Source organism: Hwanghaeella sp. LZ110, from assembly GCF_048892525.1.
Classification (GTDB): Bacteria; Pseudomonadota; Alphaproteobacteria; order UBA8366; family Aestuariispiraceae; genus Pacificispira.
Map to the genome: position 1 here is coordinate 28,331 of NZ_JBLZHT010000006.1, position 15,694 is coordinate 44,024.

Genomic DNA, 15,694 nt, shown 5'->3' on the forward strand with positions numbered 1-15,694 from the left:
TGAAATGGATGCCATAACACTCGCCCGCATGCAATTTGGTGCGAATATCTCATTCCATATCCTGTTTCCGACGATCACCATCGCGCTGGGTTGGGTGTTACTGTATTTCAAAATGGCCTATGCGCGCAGCGGCGACAGCAAATGGATGGATGCCTATTTCTTCTGGGTAAAGATTTTCGCACTGTCCTTTGCCATGGGTGTCGTTTCCGGCATCACGATGAGCTTCCAATTCGGGACCAACTGGCCCGGATATATGGAGCGCGTCGGCAATATTGCAGGCCCTTTACTGGCCTATGAGGTTTTGACGGCCTTTTTCCTGGAGGCCGTGTTCCTGGGAATCATGCTGTTTGGGTTCAGCCGTGTTTCCAATCGTGTCCATACGATTGCGACGTTCCTGGTCGCCTTTGGCACCACGGTATCTGCCTTCTGGATTATCGCACTGAATTCCTGGATGCAGACCCCGACAGGGTTTGAGATGCGCGACGGCGTCGCCCATGCGACGGACTGGTTTGCCATCGTCTTCAACCCCTCCATGCCCTATCGGCTTGTCCATATGCTGCTGGCCTCAGGCTTGACCGTCTCCTTCCTGATTGCCGGCCTATCTGCATTCCGATGGTTGCGCAGCGATCGCAGCCCCGGCAACCGCGTCGCCCTGAAAACCGGCACCACATTGGCTGCGATCCTGATCCCCATCCAGATTTATGCAGGCGATCTGCACGGCTTGAACACGCTGGAACATCAGCCAGCCAAGGTCGCGGCGATGGAAGCGAACTGGACCACCCAAAGCAATGTGCCGCTGGTGCTGTTTGCAATTCCAGATCAGGAAACACGCGAGAACAAGTTTGAGGTCGCAATTCCCAACGGGGCCAGTCTGATCCTGAAACACGACCCTGATGGCGTTGTTCCAGGCCTGAATGATTTTGTCGCCGCCGATGGGACAATTAATCATCCCCCGGTCGCCCCTGTCTTTTTCGCCTTCCGGATCATGGTCGGCGTTGGTCTGGCCATGCTGGTCGTTTCCTGGTTTGCGACATGGTATCTGCGCAACGGTCGGGATTTGCGGCCCTGGTTGGCCTGGATCCTGGTCGGGATGGCGTTTTCCGGTTGGATTGCGACCCTGGCTGGCTGGTACACAACAGAAATTGGGCGCCAACCCTGGCTGGTCACCGGTGTTCTAACGACCAGTCAGGCCGCGTCTGACGTTGCCGTTGGAATGATCGCCAGCACATTTATTGCCTATCTTGTGGTCTATGCAGGGCTGATCATCGCCTATATCGCGACGCTGATGTATGTCTCTGACAAGGCGGCCAGGCAATCCTCTGGTGCCCAATCCGATAAAGGGTACCAACCGGGCTTCTCATCCTCACCAGCGGAGTAGGCATTATGGGCGATTTATCCGATCCGACTGTTTGGCTGCCGCTTGTTTTTGCGGGGTTAATGGGATTGTCGATCCTGATCTATGTGGTCCTGGATGGGTATGACCTGGGCATTGGCATGTTGATGGTCGTCGCAGAGGATGATGAAAAAGACCGCATGATTGCCTCTATTGGACCCTTCTGGGATGCGAATGAAACCTGGCTGGTCCTGGCGGTCGGTCTGTTGCTGGTCGCGTTCCCCGTCGCCCACGGAACAATCCTGACCGCCTTATATCTGCCTGTCGCATTGATGCTGATCGGGTTGATATTGCGGGGCGTCGCCTTTGATTTCCGCGCAAAGGTATCGCCGCCGAGAAAGCCCCTATGGAACTTCCTGTTCTTTCTGGGGTCGCTGGTCACCGCCTTGTCGCAGGGTTTCATGCTGGGCATGTATGTGATGGGGCTGGATTGGACCCTGGCCCATGTCGCCTTCGCGGCGCTGATCGCCTGTTGTCTGGCGGCCGCCTATATGACCATCGGATCCACATGGTTGATCTATAAGATGGAAGATATCTTGCAGAAAAAGGCCGTTACCTGGGCCAAACGGACGCTGATTTTTACTGCCCTTGGTATGGGGACGATATCCTTGGCAACCCCGCTGGTCAGTCCGCGCATTTTTGACAAATGGTTCACCTTCCCGGAGATACTGGCCCTGGCGCCCTTGCCTTTGGGGGCGGGTGCCCTGTTCCTGGGGCTGGTTCTGATTCTGCGTAAGCTGCCAAAAGACAAGGACCGGCATGCCTGGCTGCCGCTTTTTCTGACCGGCAACATCTTCGTGCTGGGGTTCCTGGGGCTGGCCTATTCCTTCTATCCCTATGTCGTGCCTGACAAACTGACGATTTACGAAGCCGCCGCCGCGCCGGAAAGCCTGATGATCATTCTGATTGGCACATTGTTCGTGCTGCCCGCCATTTTGATTTACACCGCCTTCGCGTATTACGTTTTTCGCGGCAAAGCGAGGGACTTAAGCTACGATTAGGGCACGTTTTGCAGGCGACGGCCACAGCCGGTATAGGTCGTGTCATCCACCGTCAGCGTCACTGTCAGGGGGGAGTATTCCCCACTCATCGGATCGCGGCATCCATCCTCGCGATAGGCGATGGTGATGCGATGAGCCTGTGTCTCAATCGTCAGGGGATAGATTTTCAGGCGCGGGGGTGGCGTCTGAATAATCCTGGATCCATAATCCAACAGGATGAAGACACCCCGCTCCTGATCTAATTCCAGCAACCAACCTGGTTCATTGCCGACGGCGCGCAAATCGACACCCCGCACCGCCGCGCCACGCCAGGGGGTATCGACCAACTGCCCCTTGCAGTCTTTCAAGGGCATACCTCGGGCGCCTTCAAACAAGGCCTCCCGGCCTTTCATGAATAGCAGATTTCCGACCCCATCCTGATACTTCTGGCCGGATGCGGAGGGCACTAATGGCAAAACAATCTGCGATCCCAGGTGCAGGACCCGCGCTTCATCATCCCCCAATTTGACCTCGAAGGCGCCATCGGGACAGCGATAGGCGAAATAAGTGGGGGGTGCATAGGGCAAACTGGCGGGCATTCCGGCACAGCCCAACAGCAGGCTTATCAGTCCAGAGATCAGCGCAAGTCGGACCATTTATCCTGCCTGATCAATCATTGCGACGCCCGCGCCCTTTCAAGACATTGAACAGGACAGAAATCAGCCATAACGGAATGACAATGACGGCCCCGATGACAATGTAACCGGCGCTCCATTCAATCGCGCCCTTGGCCATGTCATAGATCCGACGGACGGTCTCGCCAAAGTTATTAAAAATGTCTTCCGGCGTGACATCAAATTGCACCAACAGCCATCCAATGATGAAGCTGATCACCGCCAGTTTAAAAAGTGTCGACAGTATCCGGCTTAAATCAGGGCGCATGGTCGTCCTTTCACAGAAAAGGGGGTCCAGACACACAGCCTGAACCCCGATACCCTTACTGTCACAAACTGATTTCGGCAAGTCTGCAGCGTGCCGAAGCTATGCTGACATATCCTGCCCCGCCAGTGCCTGATCAATCAAGGCGATGGTTTCCGGCAGGCCATACAGCGCAAAGAACGAGCCAATGCGCGGCCCCTGTTCCTGACCCAGCAGAATCTGATACTGCGCCTTGAACCAGTCACGCAGGTTTTCATATCCGTGGCGTTTACCAACTTCATAGACTTGGGTCTGAATTTCCTCTGCGGAGGCCGTTGCATCAAAGCCAGACAAAACGTCGCGCAAATCCATTAAGGCAGCTCGATCATTTTCCTCCGGCACTTTGAACGTCTTATGCGGCTTCACAAAATCTTGGTAATAACGAATAGCGAAACCCACCAACTGATCCAAAAGCGGATCATTTTCCGGGGACGCCTGTGGTGCATAGCGCGTGATAAAGCCCCACAACACATCCTTGTCTTCTGTGTTACAGACCGCTGCCAAATTCAGCAGAAGGCTGAAACTGACCGGCGGTACATCCTTGGGCACATCCCCCTGGTGGATATGAAACGCGGGATTCTCCAACTGCTGTTCGGGCGTTTCCTCCGGAAATTTTGCCCGGAATGTCAGGTAATCATCCACGGCCTTAGGGATGACGTCGAAATACAGACGTTTGGCCGTGCGGGGTTTTTGGAACATGAACAGGCCCAGGCTTTCGTCGGGCGCATAGGCCAGCCATTCTTCCATCGACAGGCCGTTTCCTTTGGATTTGGAAATCTTCTGTCCCTGATCATCCAGGAAAAGTTCATTGATCTGGGTCTCGGGCGGCGGCGCACCCAAAGCCTGGCAAATCCGGGTGGACAGCTTGACAGAGTCAATCAAATCCTTTCCAGACATTTCGTAATCAACGCCCAGCGCATACCAGCGCATGCCCCAATCCGGTTTCCATTGCAGTTTGCAACGCCCGCCCGTGACCGGTGTTTCCACCTCGCGCCCATCGGGATGGCGATAGACGATGGTCCCCGCCTTGGCATCCGTATGCAGCACGGGCACCTGATAAACTTCATGCGTATCCGGATCGACCGGCAGAAAGGGGGAATAGGTTTCCCGTCTTTCGTCGCGCAGAGACGGCAGCATGATCTTCTGGATCGCCTCATAACATTCCAGCATGCGGATCAGGGCATCATCGAACCGGCCAGAGAAGTAATATTCCGTCGAACTGGCAAATTCATATTCAAAGCCAAAACCATCCAGAAAATCCCGCAGCCTGGCATTGTTATGGGCTCCGAAACTGTCATGGGTGCCAAATGGATCGGGCACTTTGGTCAGGCGCTTGTTCAACGCGGCCGTCAGCATGTCCTGATTGGGCACATTGGTCGGCACCTTGCGCAGCCCGTCCATATCGTCGGAAAAGGCCAGCAATTTGGTCGGAATATCGCTCATCAATTCAAAGGCACGGCGTACCATGGTCGTGCGCAGCACTTCCCCAAAGGTACCGATATGGGGCAGGCCCGACGGGCCATAGCCTGTTTCAAACAGAACATAGCCTTTTTCCGGCTGCTTATTCTCATAGCGTTTCAACACTTTGCGCGCTTCTTCGAAAGGCCAGGCTCGGGCATTGAGGGCTCTGTCGCGCAGTGTTGTTGTCATCGCTTTTTCTCATTCTGTTAAGGATAATGGGCATAATGCGCCAAACGCGCCGGAAACTAGGCTTGGCAGCCCGGTTCGTCAACTATGGGGCTATAGATTGCTATGCAGCCCTGGATTCCCGCCTTCGCGGGAATGACGAGATTTATATACCACCGCCCCCCAACAGCGGCAGGCGAAAGTGATGCAGGCCGCCCCGGTCACCTGCCTGTGCGGGAACGTCAGGATTTGTGTTGTGCGCCACCGTCACCCCGGACTTGATCCGGGGTCCAGAGCGGCAGCCGCCGACCTATCCGGCAGGAATGGAATTATTCGGAGACCAGACCCAGGTCAATTTCCAGGGCGGCGCACAGCATTTGGCCGATCAGGATATGCATTTCCTGAATACGCGCCGTTGTATTGGACGGCACGATGATCATCGGTTCTGCCAGTCCAACCAGTTTACCGCCATCGCGCCCGGTCAGCGCCGCGGGGGTCAGGCCTTTGCGGCGCGCCATTTCCAGGGCAAGGGTCACATTCGGACTTTGCCCTGATGTGGTAATGCCAACGGCCACATCCCCGGCCCGGCCAATCGCTTCAATCTGTCGCGAAAAGACGTGATTGAAGCCCATATCATTGCCAATGGCGGTCAGGGCAGACGTATCAACGCTGAGCGCCAGGGCCGAAATGGGCGACCGGTCCGCGCGATAGCGCACGGCCAGTTCTGTCGCCAGATGCTGGGCATCCCCGGCGCTGCCACCATTGCCAAAAAACAGAATCTTGCCGCCCCGGCGAATACAACTGGCCCAGACGGACAGCATCTTCGCCATATCCTCACGGCATGCCTCATGTGTCCGCGCCAGGACAGAGGCATGTTCGGCAAATTCATCGTCAAAGAAGGTCTCAGAAACGCTCATGCGCGCAGATTACTCTGCGTCTGCCGTGCGAACAAGTGCCGCTTCACGCTGAAACAGGGCTGCGTCAAAAGCGGCCAATTGGCGTTGCACGCGCCCATACAGCGTGTCGGCCGGATAGTCGCCGGACTTACCCGACTTTCCAATCTTAAGCCCGGTCATAAGACTGGCGGCTTCTTCCACCGTCTGGACGGTATGCAGGTGGAATTTACCTGCGGCAATGGCATCGCGCACAGCATCATCGACCACCAGCCCATCAGCCACAGAATCCGGCACGATAACCCCCTGACTGCCGGTCAGACCCCGTGCCGCACACAGCTTGAAGAACCCTTCAACCTTATGATGAACACCGCCTACCGCCTGGGCATCCCCGCGCTGATTGACCGATCCGGTAATCGCAAGATCCTGTCGCAAAGGGGCACCCGCCAGATCTGATAGAACGGCAATCAGTTCCGCCATAGAGGCACTGTCCCCTTCTACACCGCCATAATTCTGCTCAAAAGTGATGGAGCAATTAAAGGATAGGGGCGCGGTACGGGCGAATAGGCCGGAAAGATAGCCCTGCAACACCAAAGCGCCCTTTTGCTGGATAGGGCCGCTCATCGCGATCTGGCGTTCAATATTCAAGACACCGTGACGCCCGACACTGGCCCGGGCCGTGATGCGCGACGGGCCACCAAAGGCGTGATCACCGGTGTCGCGGACTGTAAGGCCGTTAATTTGACCAATCACCGATCCTTCGGTCGCGATCATCACCACGCCACGGTCAATCATATCCTGACTGCTGACCTCAACACGGTTATTGCGTTGCTCCTGTTCCCGACGCGCCTTGATCAGGTCCGCCTCTGTCAGGGCCCCCTTCCCCGATGTCCGGGCAGCGGCTTCTGATATCAGATCATCCAGCAATTCAAGGCTGGCAGACAGGCGGGTCCGATCGCCGATCATGCGCGCCGCAAGCCCCAGCAAATAAGAAATCGCCCCGTCCTTCAGCCCCCGGCCGGTCTGGGCCTTGGCCCGCGTCTGCAACACGGTGCCATAGATCGACAAATTCGCTGCACTGGCGGGCATATCCTGGGCGATATCCGCCTTCACCTTAAACAAAGCGCGAAAATCAGGGGAGGGAGAATATCCACCATAATACAGTGCAGGCGTTCCCACGATAACCACCTTCAACGACAAAGGAATGGCCTTTGGCGAGGGCGCGCCTGTCACCGGCATGGCCTTCTGGCGGTGGCGTTCTTCAATGCGGATATATCCATCCCGCAGGGCAGATATCAACGCCTGCCAACTGCCAGGCAGCGCCGCCAGTGCATCGGCACGCAATACCAGCACCCCGCCATTGGCCCGATGCAATGCGCCCGGCCGGATCAGGGTGAAATCCGTTTCCAGATGGGACGCGCCGGGCCGATACTGAATTTCGCCAAACAGGTTCTCATAATCAGGGGTCGATTCCAGTATGACCGGCGGGCATTTGGTATCGCCATTATCGACCAACAGATTAACCGCATACCGTCGTTCTGGCTTTTCCACCGCAATGGGCTGCCCCTGAGGGTCGACCGCAGGCCCGAAGCTGCGCAGGTGATCCAGAATATCCTGTTCCAGTTCAACGAACCATCTATTCAGCCCCTGTCCAGAAAACTGCGCAATCAAAGGTCGCAACAAAATATCGCAAGCATCGCGGGCGACATCCTGTGTAATGTCGCCAATCGCCTGCATGAGGCCGGCACGATCCTGAGTGATTTCCTCATTGATCGCCTGTAACTTCGCAATCAATTGCTTGGCATTGGCGGTCATCGCCTCCCGATCTTCCGCGGGGACTTTATCCCAGGGCAGCGCGGCCCCCTGAGGATCCACCGGGGCCAGGGCCGGTCCCTGTTCGCCCTGGAATATGCCCAGACCAAGCTGAGCTGCTTCCTGCCGCAGGCCAGCCAGGGCAGCTTCCGCCTTTTTGGTCAAACGCTGTGTGACGGCCTGAACACGCGCCTGATAGGTCTCCCCCTCGAATGTCTGTTTCAGGGCGGTGCGTAGCTGGGCGATGAAATGTTCCATCGACTGTCGCAATTTCCTGCCAGATCCAGCAGGCAGTTCGAAGGGTTTGGGCCGATGTGGGCGCAGAAAATTGTTTAGATAGACCCAGTCGCTGGCCGGCTTTTTCGACGCGTTGCAGTCACGCAGATAGGCCAGGGTTTCCGTCATCCGTCCGGCCCGATCCGGCCCCAGAACAAAGATATTGAAACCGGGCGTTTGCATCGACAATCCAAAGTCCAGGGCAGCGCGGGCGCGCTCATGGCTGGAAAGATCGAACAAGGTCGCCGCCTTGCGCGCCTTCCATTTAAAGCGCGGAATACCAACCTTGTCGGCTTTCAAACTGCGCGCGACCATAAAATCCTCCACCAGAACAGACTGTCTAAACACATAACACTGTCACCTTGATACACTGGCAGGCTAGGCCGTTACAGCACATTGGAAAAGCCGGATATTTTGACACAGCCAGGTCGTGCAGAAAGTCTTGTCTGTTCGATGGCATCGGATACTGTCGGTGTCATGACAGTGACACTTGATCAAATCTATCGTTTTCCCGTTAAGGGAATGGGGCCGGACCCTTTGGACAGCGTCGCCTTGCAAGAGGGCGATGGACTGCCCTTTGACCGTCATTGGGCGGTTGTGCATGGCTCCAGCAAGGTCGACCCCGCCGCCCCGACCTGGGCAAAGAAGGCGAATTTTCTGTGTCTGGCCCGGGATGAAAAACTGGCGCAACTGGATATCGCTTTTGATGAAGAAACCCGCACCCTGACGGTTCTGCGCAAGGGAAAACAGATCAGCCGCGCCAGGCTGGACGACCATATGGGGCGAACCCTGTTACAGACATTCCTAGCAGGCTTTATGCCCGACGGCCCACGGGGCAACCCGAAGGTTGTTGAGGCCCCGCAAGGTGTTGCCTTCACCGATGTCGAAGCCGCTAAAGTTTCGATCATCAACATGGCCAGCGTCCGGGATATTGAGCGTGTAACGCGCGAACCCGTTGACCCGATGCGGTTTCGCGGCAATCTGTATCTGGAAGGCCTGGATGCCTGGAGAGAGTTCGACTGGGTCGACAAGCAAATTCAAATCGGGGACTGTGTCTTACAGGTTCTGGAGCGCATTGACCGCTGTGCGGCAACCAATGTCAATCCACAGACCGGCACCATCGATATGAACATCCCGCTGAGCCTGCGAAAAGGCTTTGGTCACATTGATTGCGGTATTCATACGAAGGTTGTCCGCAGCGGCACGATCAAGCTGGGCGATACGATCACTGTGCTATAACGCATCATGCGGTCGCATGAGCGGAAGAAAACCACGCATCATGCGGTCGCATGAGCGGATGGGGTTGTTACCCTTCGATCTCTTCCCGCAGAATTTCCAGTTCCAGCCATTTTTCCTCTGCCACGGCCAGGGCAGATATCGTTGTTTCCAGAGCCTTTGAGGATTTTTCCGCCAATTCCCGTTTTTCTGTAAAAACTTTAGGGTCAGCCAATACGGCCTCCAGCTTAGCCTTCTGAGCGCGCAGGGTTTCAATCTGACCCGGCAAGGTTTTCAGGGCTTCGCGCTCTTTCATCGAAAACTTGCGCTTGGCATCGGATGTGGTGGCCGACAGCATTGGTTTCGCCGCTGATTTGGTGGATTTCTGGGCCGTTGCGTTTTCTTTGATATCGCGAATGGCGCTGCCACGCTGGTCCAGCATATCGCTATAGCCGCCCGCATATTCCTGCCAATGGCCCTTCCCTTCGGCAACCAGAACCGATGTGGCGACACGATCCAGGAAATCGCGGTCATGGCTGACCAGAATGACGGTGCCTGGATAGTCGTTCAGCAACTCCTGCAACAGGTCCAGGGTTTCAAGGTCCAGATCATTGGTCGGTTCGTCCAGGATCAACAGATTGGACGGCCGCGTCAGCGCCCGGGCCAGCATTAATCGCCCCCGCTCTCCCCCTGACAGCCGCCCAATGGGCTGGCGCGCCTGTTCCGGGGTGAACAGAAAGTCTTTCATATAGCCGATGACATGGCGGGATTGACCGTTCACGATCACCTTGTCGCTGTCACCGCCGGTCAGGGCATCCTGCAAGGTGACATCGGGTTCCAGTTCCGCGCGGCGCTGATCCAATGTCGCAATCTCCAGCGCGGTGCCCTGAATGGCCGTGCCACTGTCTGGTGCCAGTTCTCCGGTCAAAAGCTTCAACAGGGTCGTTTTGCCCGCCCCATTCGGCCCGATGATTCCCAACCGGTCGCCCCGCAGCACCCGCAGCGACAGGTCTTTAACAATCGCGCGGCTGCCAAAGGATTTCGACATATCCTCGGTTTCCATCACCCGCTTGCCAGAGGTACCCGCATCCCCGGCGGCCAGCGTTACCGTGCCCTGGGCACGACGATAGTCACGCCGGTCCTGGCGCATGCTGACCAGATTGCCCAGGCGTTTCTGGTTGCGCTTGCGCCGGGCGGTAACGCCATAGCGCAGCCAGTCTTCTTCCATTGCAATCTTGCGATCCAGCTTATGTCGGTCCCGCTCTTCTTCCTCCAGCGTCTGGTCGCGCCAGGCCTCAAAGGCTTCGAAACCACGATCCATACGCCGGGCGCGACCCCGATCCAGCCACAAAGTCGCTTTGGACAATCGTGTCAGAAAACGCCGATCGTGGCTGATCAGGATCAGGGCAGAGCGCAAGCCCAGGATCTCTTCTTCCAACCATTCGATGGCTTCCAGATCCAGATGATTGGTCGGCTCATCCAACAGCAGGATATCGGGCTCTGCGGCCAGGACCCGCGCCAGGGCGGCGCGGCGGGCCTCTCCTCCAGACAGGGTCATCGGATCTTCTGCCCCTGTCAGGCCCAAACGCTCCAACAGATAGGAAACGCGATAGCCTTCCATGTCCAGATCCAGCCCATCCTGGGCATACTCCAGCACGGTCTTATATCCAGACAAGTCCGGTTCTTGCGGCAGATAGCGCACCGTCGTTCCGGGATGAACCCACCGCTTGCCGGAATCGGGCTCAATCTGTGCTGCTGCGATTTTCAACAGGGTCGATTTGCCAGACCCATTACGCCCGACCAGGCACAGGCGTTCGCCCGGTCCAATGGACAGGCTGGCCCCATCCAGCAGTGCGTGACCGCCAAATGTCAGGTGAATATCGTCTAGTGTCAGGAGTTGTCTTGCCATGCCCCGCGATGTACGCGCCCCGCCACAACTCGGCAAGCGAATTGAGGGGGATTTTATCGGAATTTACCGGATTATAACGAAAGCTCTTCCCAGCGGCGCAAATATATCCGGAACCAGGGGGTAAACGCCTGGGGTGTTGCGGATACTTCGGCGCACAGATGATCCAGGGAAACCCATCGAGTCTCGCTGACTTCATCAGGATTGATAGCAAGGGTGATACGTTTTGGATCCGCCTGCCCACGAAACACAACGACCTGTTCATGCTCCCACAGGCCGCCGCCCACATCCGCGCGATACTCGACAGTTGTCCGGCGTTCCAGGGGAATCGTCAGGCCCAATTCCTCCCGCATGCGCCTTGCTGCGCACTCCTCATGGCTTTCCCCGAAATGTGGATGGGTGCAGCAGGTATTCGCCCATAAGCCACCGCAATGATACTTTTCCGCTGCCCGCCGCTGGATCAGCAATTCCCCTGATAGAGAGAAGACAAAGGCCGAAATCGCCTGATGGAACACACCCAAGCGATGGGCCTCCATCTTCTCAATCGGATATAGCGACTGATCCGCCGCAATCGCGGGGATCATCCCGGATGCGCGCACAGCGCCTGATTTGGGCGGAACATAGGTCACGCCGTTGCCCGGTTCAGGCCCATCTGGGACCAGATTTCTGACAGGGCATTGATCAGCTTATCGATATCCTCATTGGTATGCAGCGGAGATGGGGTAACGCGCAAACGCTCCGTTCCCCGGGCGACGGTCGGATAATTGATCGGCTGAACATAAATGCCATGTTCATGCAGCAATTGATCGCTGATCTGTTTACACAGAACCGGATCCCCCACCATGACCGGCACGATATGGCTGGGATTGGGCAGATGCGGCAGACCCGCGGCATCAAGGCGACGGCGCACCAGGGCGACACGCTCTTCCTTGCGGTGCCGCTCGATCTGGCTGACCTTTAAATGCTTCACACTGGCGCGCGCACCAGCGGCGATTGCCGGCGGCAGGGCGGTTGTGAAGATAAAGCCTGCGGAAAAACTGCGGACAAAATCACACAGGGCTTCCGACGCGGCAATATACCCCCCAATCACCCCAAAGGCTTTGGCCAGGGTACCTTCGATCACAGTCAACCGATGGGCCAGGCCTTCCCGTTCTGATATGCCGCCGCCGCGCGGACCGTACAGGCCCACCGCATGCACCTCGTCCAGATAGGTCATGGCATTGTATTTATCGGCCAGATCACAGATTTCCTTGATCGGTGCGATACAGCCATCCATTGAATAGACACTTTCAAAAGCGATCAGTTTGGGACGATCCGCTGGCAGGGATTTCAGCACCCGTTCCAGATCCGCCACATCATTATGTTTGAAGACGACCTTATCTGCGCGAGAATGGCGGATGCCTTCGATCATCGACGAATGGTTCTTTTCGTCTGATATCACGATGCAGCCTGGAATTTTTGAGGCCAGCGTCGACAGGGTCGCCCAGTTCGAGACAAAGCCCGATGTAAACAGCAGGGCGGATTCCTTGCCATGCAGATCGGCCAATTCCTGCTCCAACAATACGTGATAGTGATTAGTGCCGGAAATGTTCCGGGTGCCCCCCGCACCCGCGCCGCATTTGTCCATCGCCTCGTGCATGGCATTCAGAACCGTCTGATTCTGGCCCATACCCAGATAGTCGTTGGAGCACCAGACCGTGACGTCGCGCTCTCCGTCTTCGGCATGATGCGTGGCCCGGGGAAAGTTCCCACGTTGGCGTTCCAGATCGGCAAAGATCCGATAGTTCCCCTCTTCGCGCAAATCGCTCAAGGCATCCTGGAAATAGCCTTCATAATCCATGGTTCAACCTCCCACTCGGGTTCTTGGGCCTTATCTGGCCTGTGTTATCCCTCTACGGCGTTCCCGCAACAGTGGCGTTGCGTTTCACAGTGTCGGGAGCCGGTTCCACCGGCCGGGTTTCTGACTTGGGCGAAATTGCCCATTTCCAAAGGGCTGCGTCCTGAATGGGCAGCACCAGCAACCAATGTTCCAGCAAGGCCAGCGCCATCATGGTGCCGACCAGCATCGCGGCTGTGATCTGAAACGCACTGCCATGAGCACCATGATAGATCAACGCGGCCAACACTGTTCCCGCAGTGACAGACAGGGCAAAGAAAGCGGAGATACGCCGGGTCCCAAAGTAACTTTTCAGGTAAGCCAGATGCGGTGGCAAAAGATCAGCGGCCAAATTGGCAACGCCAAAAAAGACATTCAGTTTCGCACTGAGCCGCATGATCCACAAAACGCCAAATGTCCACCATGCAACGCGATTGGTACCATTCTCTGACAATAGAATGATGACCAGCCCGGAGACCAGAATGGCCAACTCGTGGTACAGCACCGTCCCCGCCGCCAACAGGAATTTCTTCCCCGCGCCAGTACCCTTGGGCAATGCATGTTGAACCGGACCAGTGACATAGCCCAGAAGGAACATAACCTCGTTCCAGGCCCAGATTCCCAGACCACAGCCAAAGGCCAGATAAGCCCCGGCAACCGTTGTCATATCCCGGGTCAACCAGACGCCGATAAGGCTTGCAAATAGAAGGACGGTAACACCGATCAGAATCCAACCCCGTGCCTTGGGCGCGCGACCATCGGTCATAAAGACCAGTCCAGTGGAAAACCACCAGATGAAGACCGCAAAAAACAGAGGGATCAGATATGTGTCCATCCTGTCTGTAACCTCCTACCAGGCCGGCTGCATGCGGCTGGTTTCCGGGATTTCGTTGCTGATCGTCGGCAACATATACAGACGCGCAAAGGTCGCAGCCGCTGCCAGGGTCAATGCTGCCTTCTTAATCCGTCCAGCCCCCTTCATCCGGTCATTCAGCACCCGCAGACGCTCAAACCCTGCCCGAAGTTTCGGATTGTCCGTATCCAGTGTGAAGGGAAAAACCTGCTTGGTGATTTCAGAGCAGATATTGAAGACTTTGTAGTCATACTCGGTTGGGTCAAGTTGCGCCGCCTTATGGAATTCCGGGCGGTTGTGATCGCGTACATACATGGTCGCGTAGACCGCCATCAGGAAGAATCGGATCCACAACTTGTTGTGGCCTTTCAACAATTCCGGTTGGGAACGCATCAACAGGGCAAAAGCCTCCCCATGGCGGAATTCGTCATTACACCAGCGCTCAAACCATTTGAAGATCGGATGGAAGCGCAGTTCCGGATGCCGTTCAAACTGGCGGAAGATCACGATGTAACGGGCATAACCGATCTTCTCTGACAGATAGGTGGCATAGAAGATGAATTTGGGCCGGAAATAGGTGTATTTCTTCGCCTTGGTCAGGAAGCCCAGATCAATCCCGATATTATATTCTTTCAGCGCGTCATTGATGAAACCGGCATGGCGGCTTTCGTCCCGCGCCATCAGTTTGAACAATTCGCACATATCCGGATTGGAACCACGCTTGCGCATTTCCGCATACAGGATGCAGCCCGAAAATTCCGACGTCATGGAACTGACCAGGAAATCGACGAACTCTTTGCGCAAGGCTGGCGGCAGATCGTCCAGACTGGGCGCTTCCCAGTTTTCGTCCTTCTTGAAATGCAGGCGGTTCGGGTCGCTGCGCATTTCCGCGATCAGCGCATCCCATTCCTTGCGCACTGGGGTGACATCCATCTTGTCCAGAGCATCGAAATCCGTGGTGTAAAAGCGCGGGCTCAACACCGTTGATTCCTTGGCGATATTTAAAGTGTCATCGGTCGTGATCGACATGCTGGTGATGGTCATTATGCATCTCCTGCTGAAAAGCTGACTTCCAAAAGCTCCAGGCATTCAAGACGTCCTGTAAGCTTGGTCCAGGCGCGCTCCACCCGTCCGGCCCGTTGTACTTCCGCTGTCCGAAACAGAGTGAATTTGGACCCGTAAGGGGCAACGATCTTGTCCCCCAGAACACGCACCGTATCCCCTGGACCGACGGGCACATTCGCCTTCAAATCGACATGGGCATAGACACCATCAAATGTGTTTTCGACATCCACGACACAGGGCACTTCTGACACAAGGCGCTTAAAGAAGTGCGGGTTTGCAGCGGGTTGAGGGTCTAAATCAGGGCTCATCTCAGTCTCATCCTTATGACGCGTGGGCAAAAAACAGGCGGCTGAACGCTTGTGCATTTGTTGGCCCGAAAGCGTTCAGGAACACTTCCCGATTGGTCTGTGGGTCCGACAAGATCAAGGCGCCATCTGCCGTCAGGATCAGGTGAAACGGGGGCGTCGGGCCAATTCCCATCGACCGGCGCTCTCTGGCAAACCCCCGCAAGACACCTCGCACGAAGCCATCTTCCTTTGGCTCCACGGCGGTAATGATGGCAGAGGTTTCACCATCCAGAACAGCAATCGCGCCATTGGGTTGATCCGCAAATCCAATGGCGCGGATACGGGTTTCACCCGCCTGGATGATTTCTTGAATATCCGCGTCACGCTGGGCGGTGGTCTGATGCTTCTGATAGCTGGACCAGGCCGATAGGATAAGTGTCAAAGCCACCATCACCGCGACTGCGATCAACAAGGGCCGCGGGACGGCGGTGTCATGATGATGATGAACTGGCTTCATCGGATCGTTCCTTTAGC

Annotated in this window: 15 protein-coding genes; 3 read left to right on the forward strand and 12 right to left on the reverse strand. The window is 56.3% G+C overall.

Translation table 11 applies throughout. The annotated features are described in order from the left end of the window. Positions 1-4: 4 nt before the first annotated feature. The gene (locus ACOSDM_RS13250; RefSeq protein ID WP_420725019.1) at positions 5-1,378 is read left to right on the forward strand and encodes a cytochrome ubiquinol oxidase subunit I; all 1,374 of its coding nucleotides are present in this window, start codon (positions 5-7) and stop codon (positions 1,376-1,378) included. 5 nt (positions 1,379-1,383) lie between these two features. Beyond that, entirely contained in the window at positions 1,384-2,394 is a 1,011-nt protein-coding gene (locus tag ACOSDM_RS13255; protein ID WP_420725020.1) for a cytochrome d ubiquinol oxidase subunit II, read from the forward strand. Here ACOSDM_RS13255 and ACOSDM_RS13260 read toward each other — a convergent pair. The 5 genes from ACOSDM_RS13260 to ACOSDM_RS13280 all read right to left on the reverse strand — a co-directional run bounded on the left by ACOSDM_RS13260 (position 2,391) and on the right by ACOSDM_RS13280 (position 8,306). Beyond that, on the reverse strand, positions 2,391-3,029 hold the full coding sequence (locus ACOSDM_RS13260) for an MliC family protein (protein ID WP_420725021.1): 639 nt from the start codon (positions 3,027-3,029) through the stop codon (positions 2,391-2,393). The two genes, ACOSDM_RS13255 and ACOSDM_RS13260, sit on opposite strands and share 4 nt — an antisense overlap. A 13-nt stretch (positions 3,030-3,042) precedes the next feature. Next, complete coding sequence (locus ACOSDM_RS13265) at positions 3,043-3,315, reverse strand: DUF6460 domain-containing protein (RefSeq protein WP_420725022.1); 273 nt, start codon at positions 3,313-3,315, stop codon at positions 3,043-3,045. A gap of 99 nt (positions 3,316-3,414) precedes the next feature. Next, positions 3,415-5,001, reverse strand: coding sequence for a lysine--tRNA ligase (locus ACOSDM_RS13270; RefSeq protein WP_420725023.1), 1,587 nt, complete (start codon positions 4,999-5,001; stop codon positions 3,415-3,417). Between the two features lie 305 nt (positions 5,002-5,306). Then, positions 5,307-5,894, reverse strand: coding sequence for a D-sedoheptulose 7-phosphate isomerase (locus tag ACOSDM_RS13275; protein WP_420725024.1), 588 nt, complete (start codon positions 5,892-5,894; stop codon positions 5,307-5,309). Between the two features lie 9 nt (positions 5,895-5,903). Further along, complete coding sequence (locus tag ACOSDM_RS13280) at positions 5,904-8,306, reverse strand: Lon protease family protein (protein ID WP_420725025.1); 2,403 nt, start codon at positions 8,304-8,306, stop codon at positions 5,904-5,906. Positions 8,307-8,411: 105 nt separating this feature from the next. Here ACOSDM_RS13280 and ACOSDM_RS13285 point away from each other — a divergent pair, with 105 nt between their 5' ends. Then, on the forward strand, positions 8,412-9,197 hold the full coding sequence (locus ACOSDM_RS13285; RefSeq protein ID WP_420725026.1) for an MOSC domain-containing protein: 786 nt from the start codon (positions 8,412-8,414) through the stop codon (positions 9,195-9,197). A gap of 67 nt (positions 9,198-9,264) precedes the next feature. Here the strand turns inward: ACOSDM_RS13285 and ACOSDM_RS13290 are convergent, their stop codons facing one another. The 7 genes from ACOSDM_RS13290 to puhC form a co-directional block, all read right to left on the reverse strand. Further along, entirely contained in the window at positions 9,265-11,082 is a 1,818-nt protein-coding gene (locus ACOSDM_RS13290; protein WP_420725027.1) for an ABC-F family ATP-binding cassette domain-containing protein, read from the reverse strand. Between the two features lie 71 nt (positions 11,083-11,153). After that, positions 11,154-11,708 (reverse strand): isopentenyl-diphosphate Delta-isomerase, encoded by a 555-nt coding sequence (gene idi / locus ACOSDM_RS13295; protein WP_420725028.1) that lies wholly within the window; start codon positions 11,706-11,708, stop codon positions 11,154-11,156. Next, complete coding sequence (hemA, locus tag ACOSDM_RS13300) at positions 11,705-12,919, reverse strand: 5-aminolevulinate synthase (RefSeq protein ID WP_420725029.1); 1,215 nt, start codon at positions 12,917-12,919, stop codon at positions 11,705-11,707. The genes idi and hemA overlap by 4 nt, the downstream gene beginning before the upstream one ends. 52 nt (positions 12,920-12,971) lie before the next feature. Next, on the reverse strand, positions 12,972-13,790 hold the full coding sequence (gene puhE, locus ACOSDM_RS13305; RefSeq protein ID WP_420725030.1) for a putative photosynthetic complex assembly protein PuhE: 819 nt from the start codon (positions 13,788-13,790) through the stop codon (positions 12,972-12,974). 15 nt (positions 13,791-13,805) lie between these two features. Beyond that, positions 13,806-14,852 carry a magnesium-protoporphyrin IX monomethyl ester (oxidative) cyclase gene (gene acsF, locus ACOSDM_RS13310; protein ID WP_420725031.1) on the reverse strand — a complete coding sequence of 349 codons (1,047 nt, stop codon included), beginning with the start codon at positions 14,850-14,852 and terminating at the stop codon, positions 13,806-13,808. Then, the gene (locus ACOSDM_RS13315; protein WP_420725032.1) at positions 14,852-15,181 is read right to left on the reverse strand and encodes a hypothetical protein; all 330 of its coding nucleotides are present in this window, start codon (positions 15,179-15,181) and stop codon (positions 14,852-14,854) included. Before ACOSDM_RS13315 ends, acsF begins: the two co-directional genes overlap by 1 nt. 13 nt (positions 15,182-15,194) lie before the next feature. Next, positions 15,195-15,677 carry a photosynthetic complex assembly protein PuhC gene (puhC, locus tag ACOSDM_RS13320; protein ID WP_420725033.1) on the reverse strand — a complete coding sequence of 161 codons (483 nt, stop codon included), beginning with the start codon at positions 15,675-15,677 and terminating at the stop codon, positions 15,195-15,197. Between the last annotated feature and the right edge of the window lie 17 nt (positions 15,678-15,694).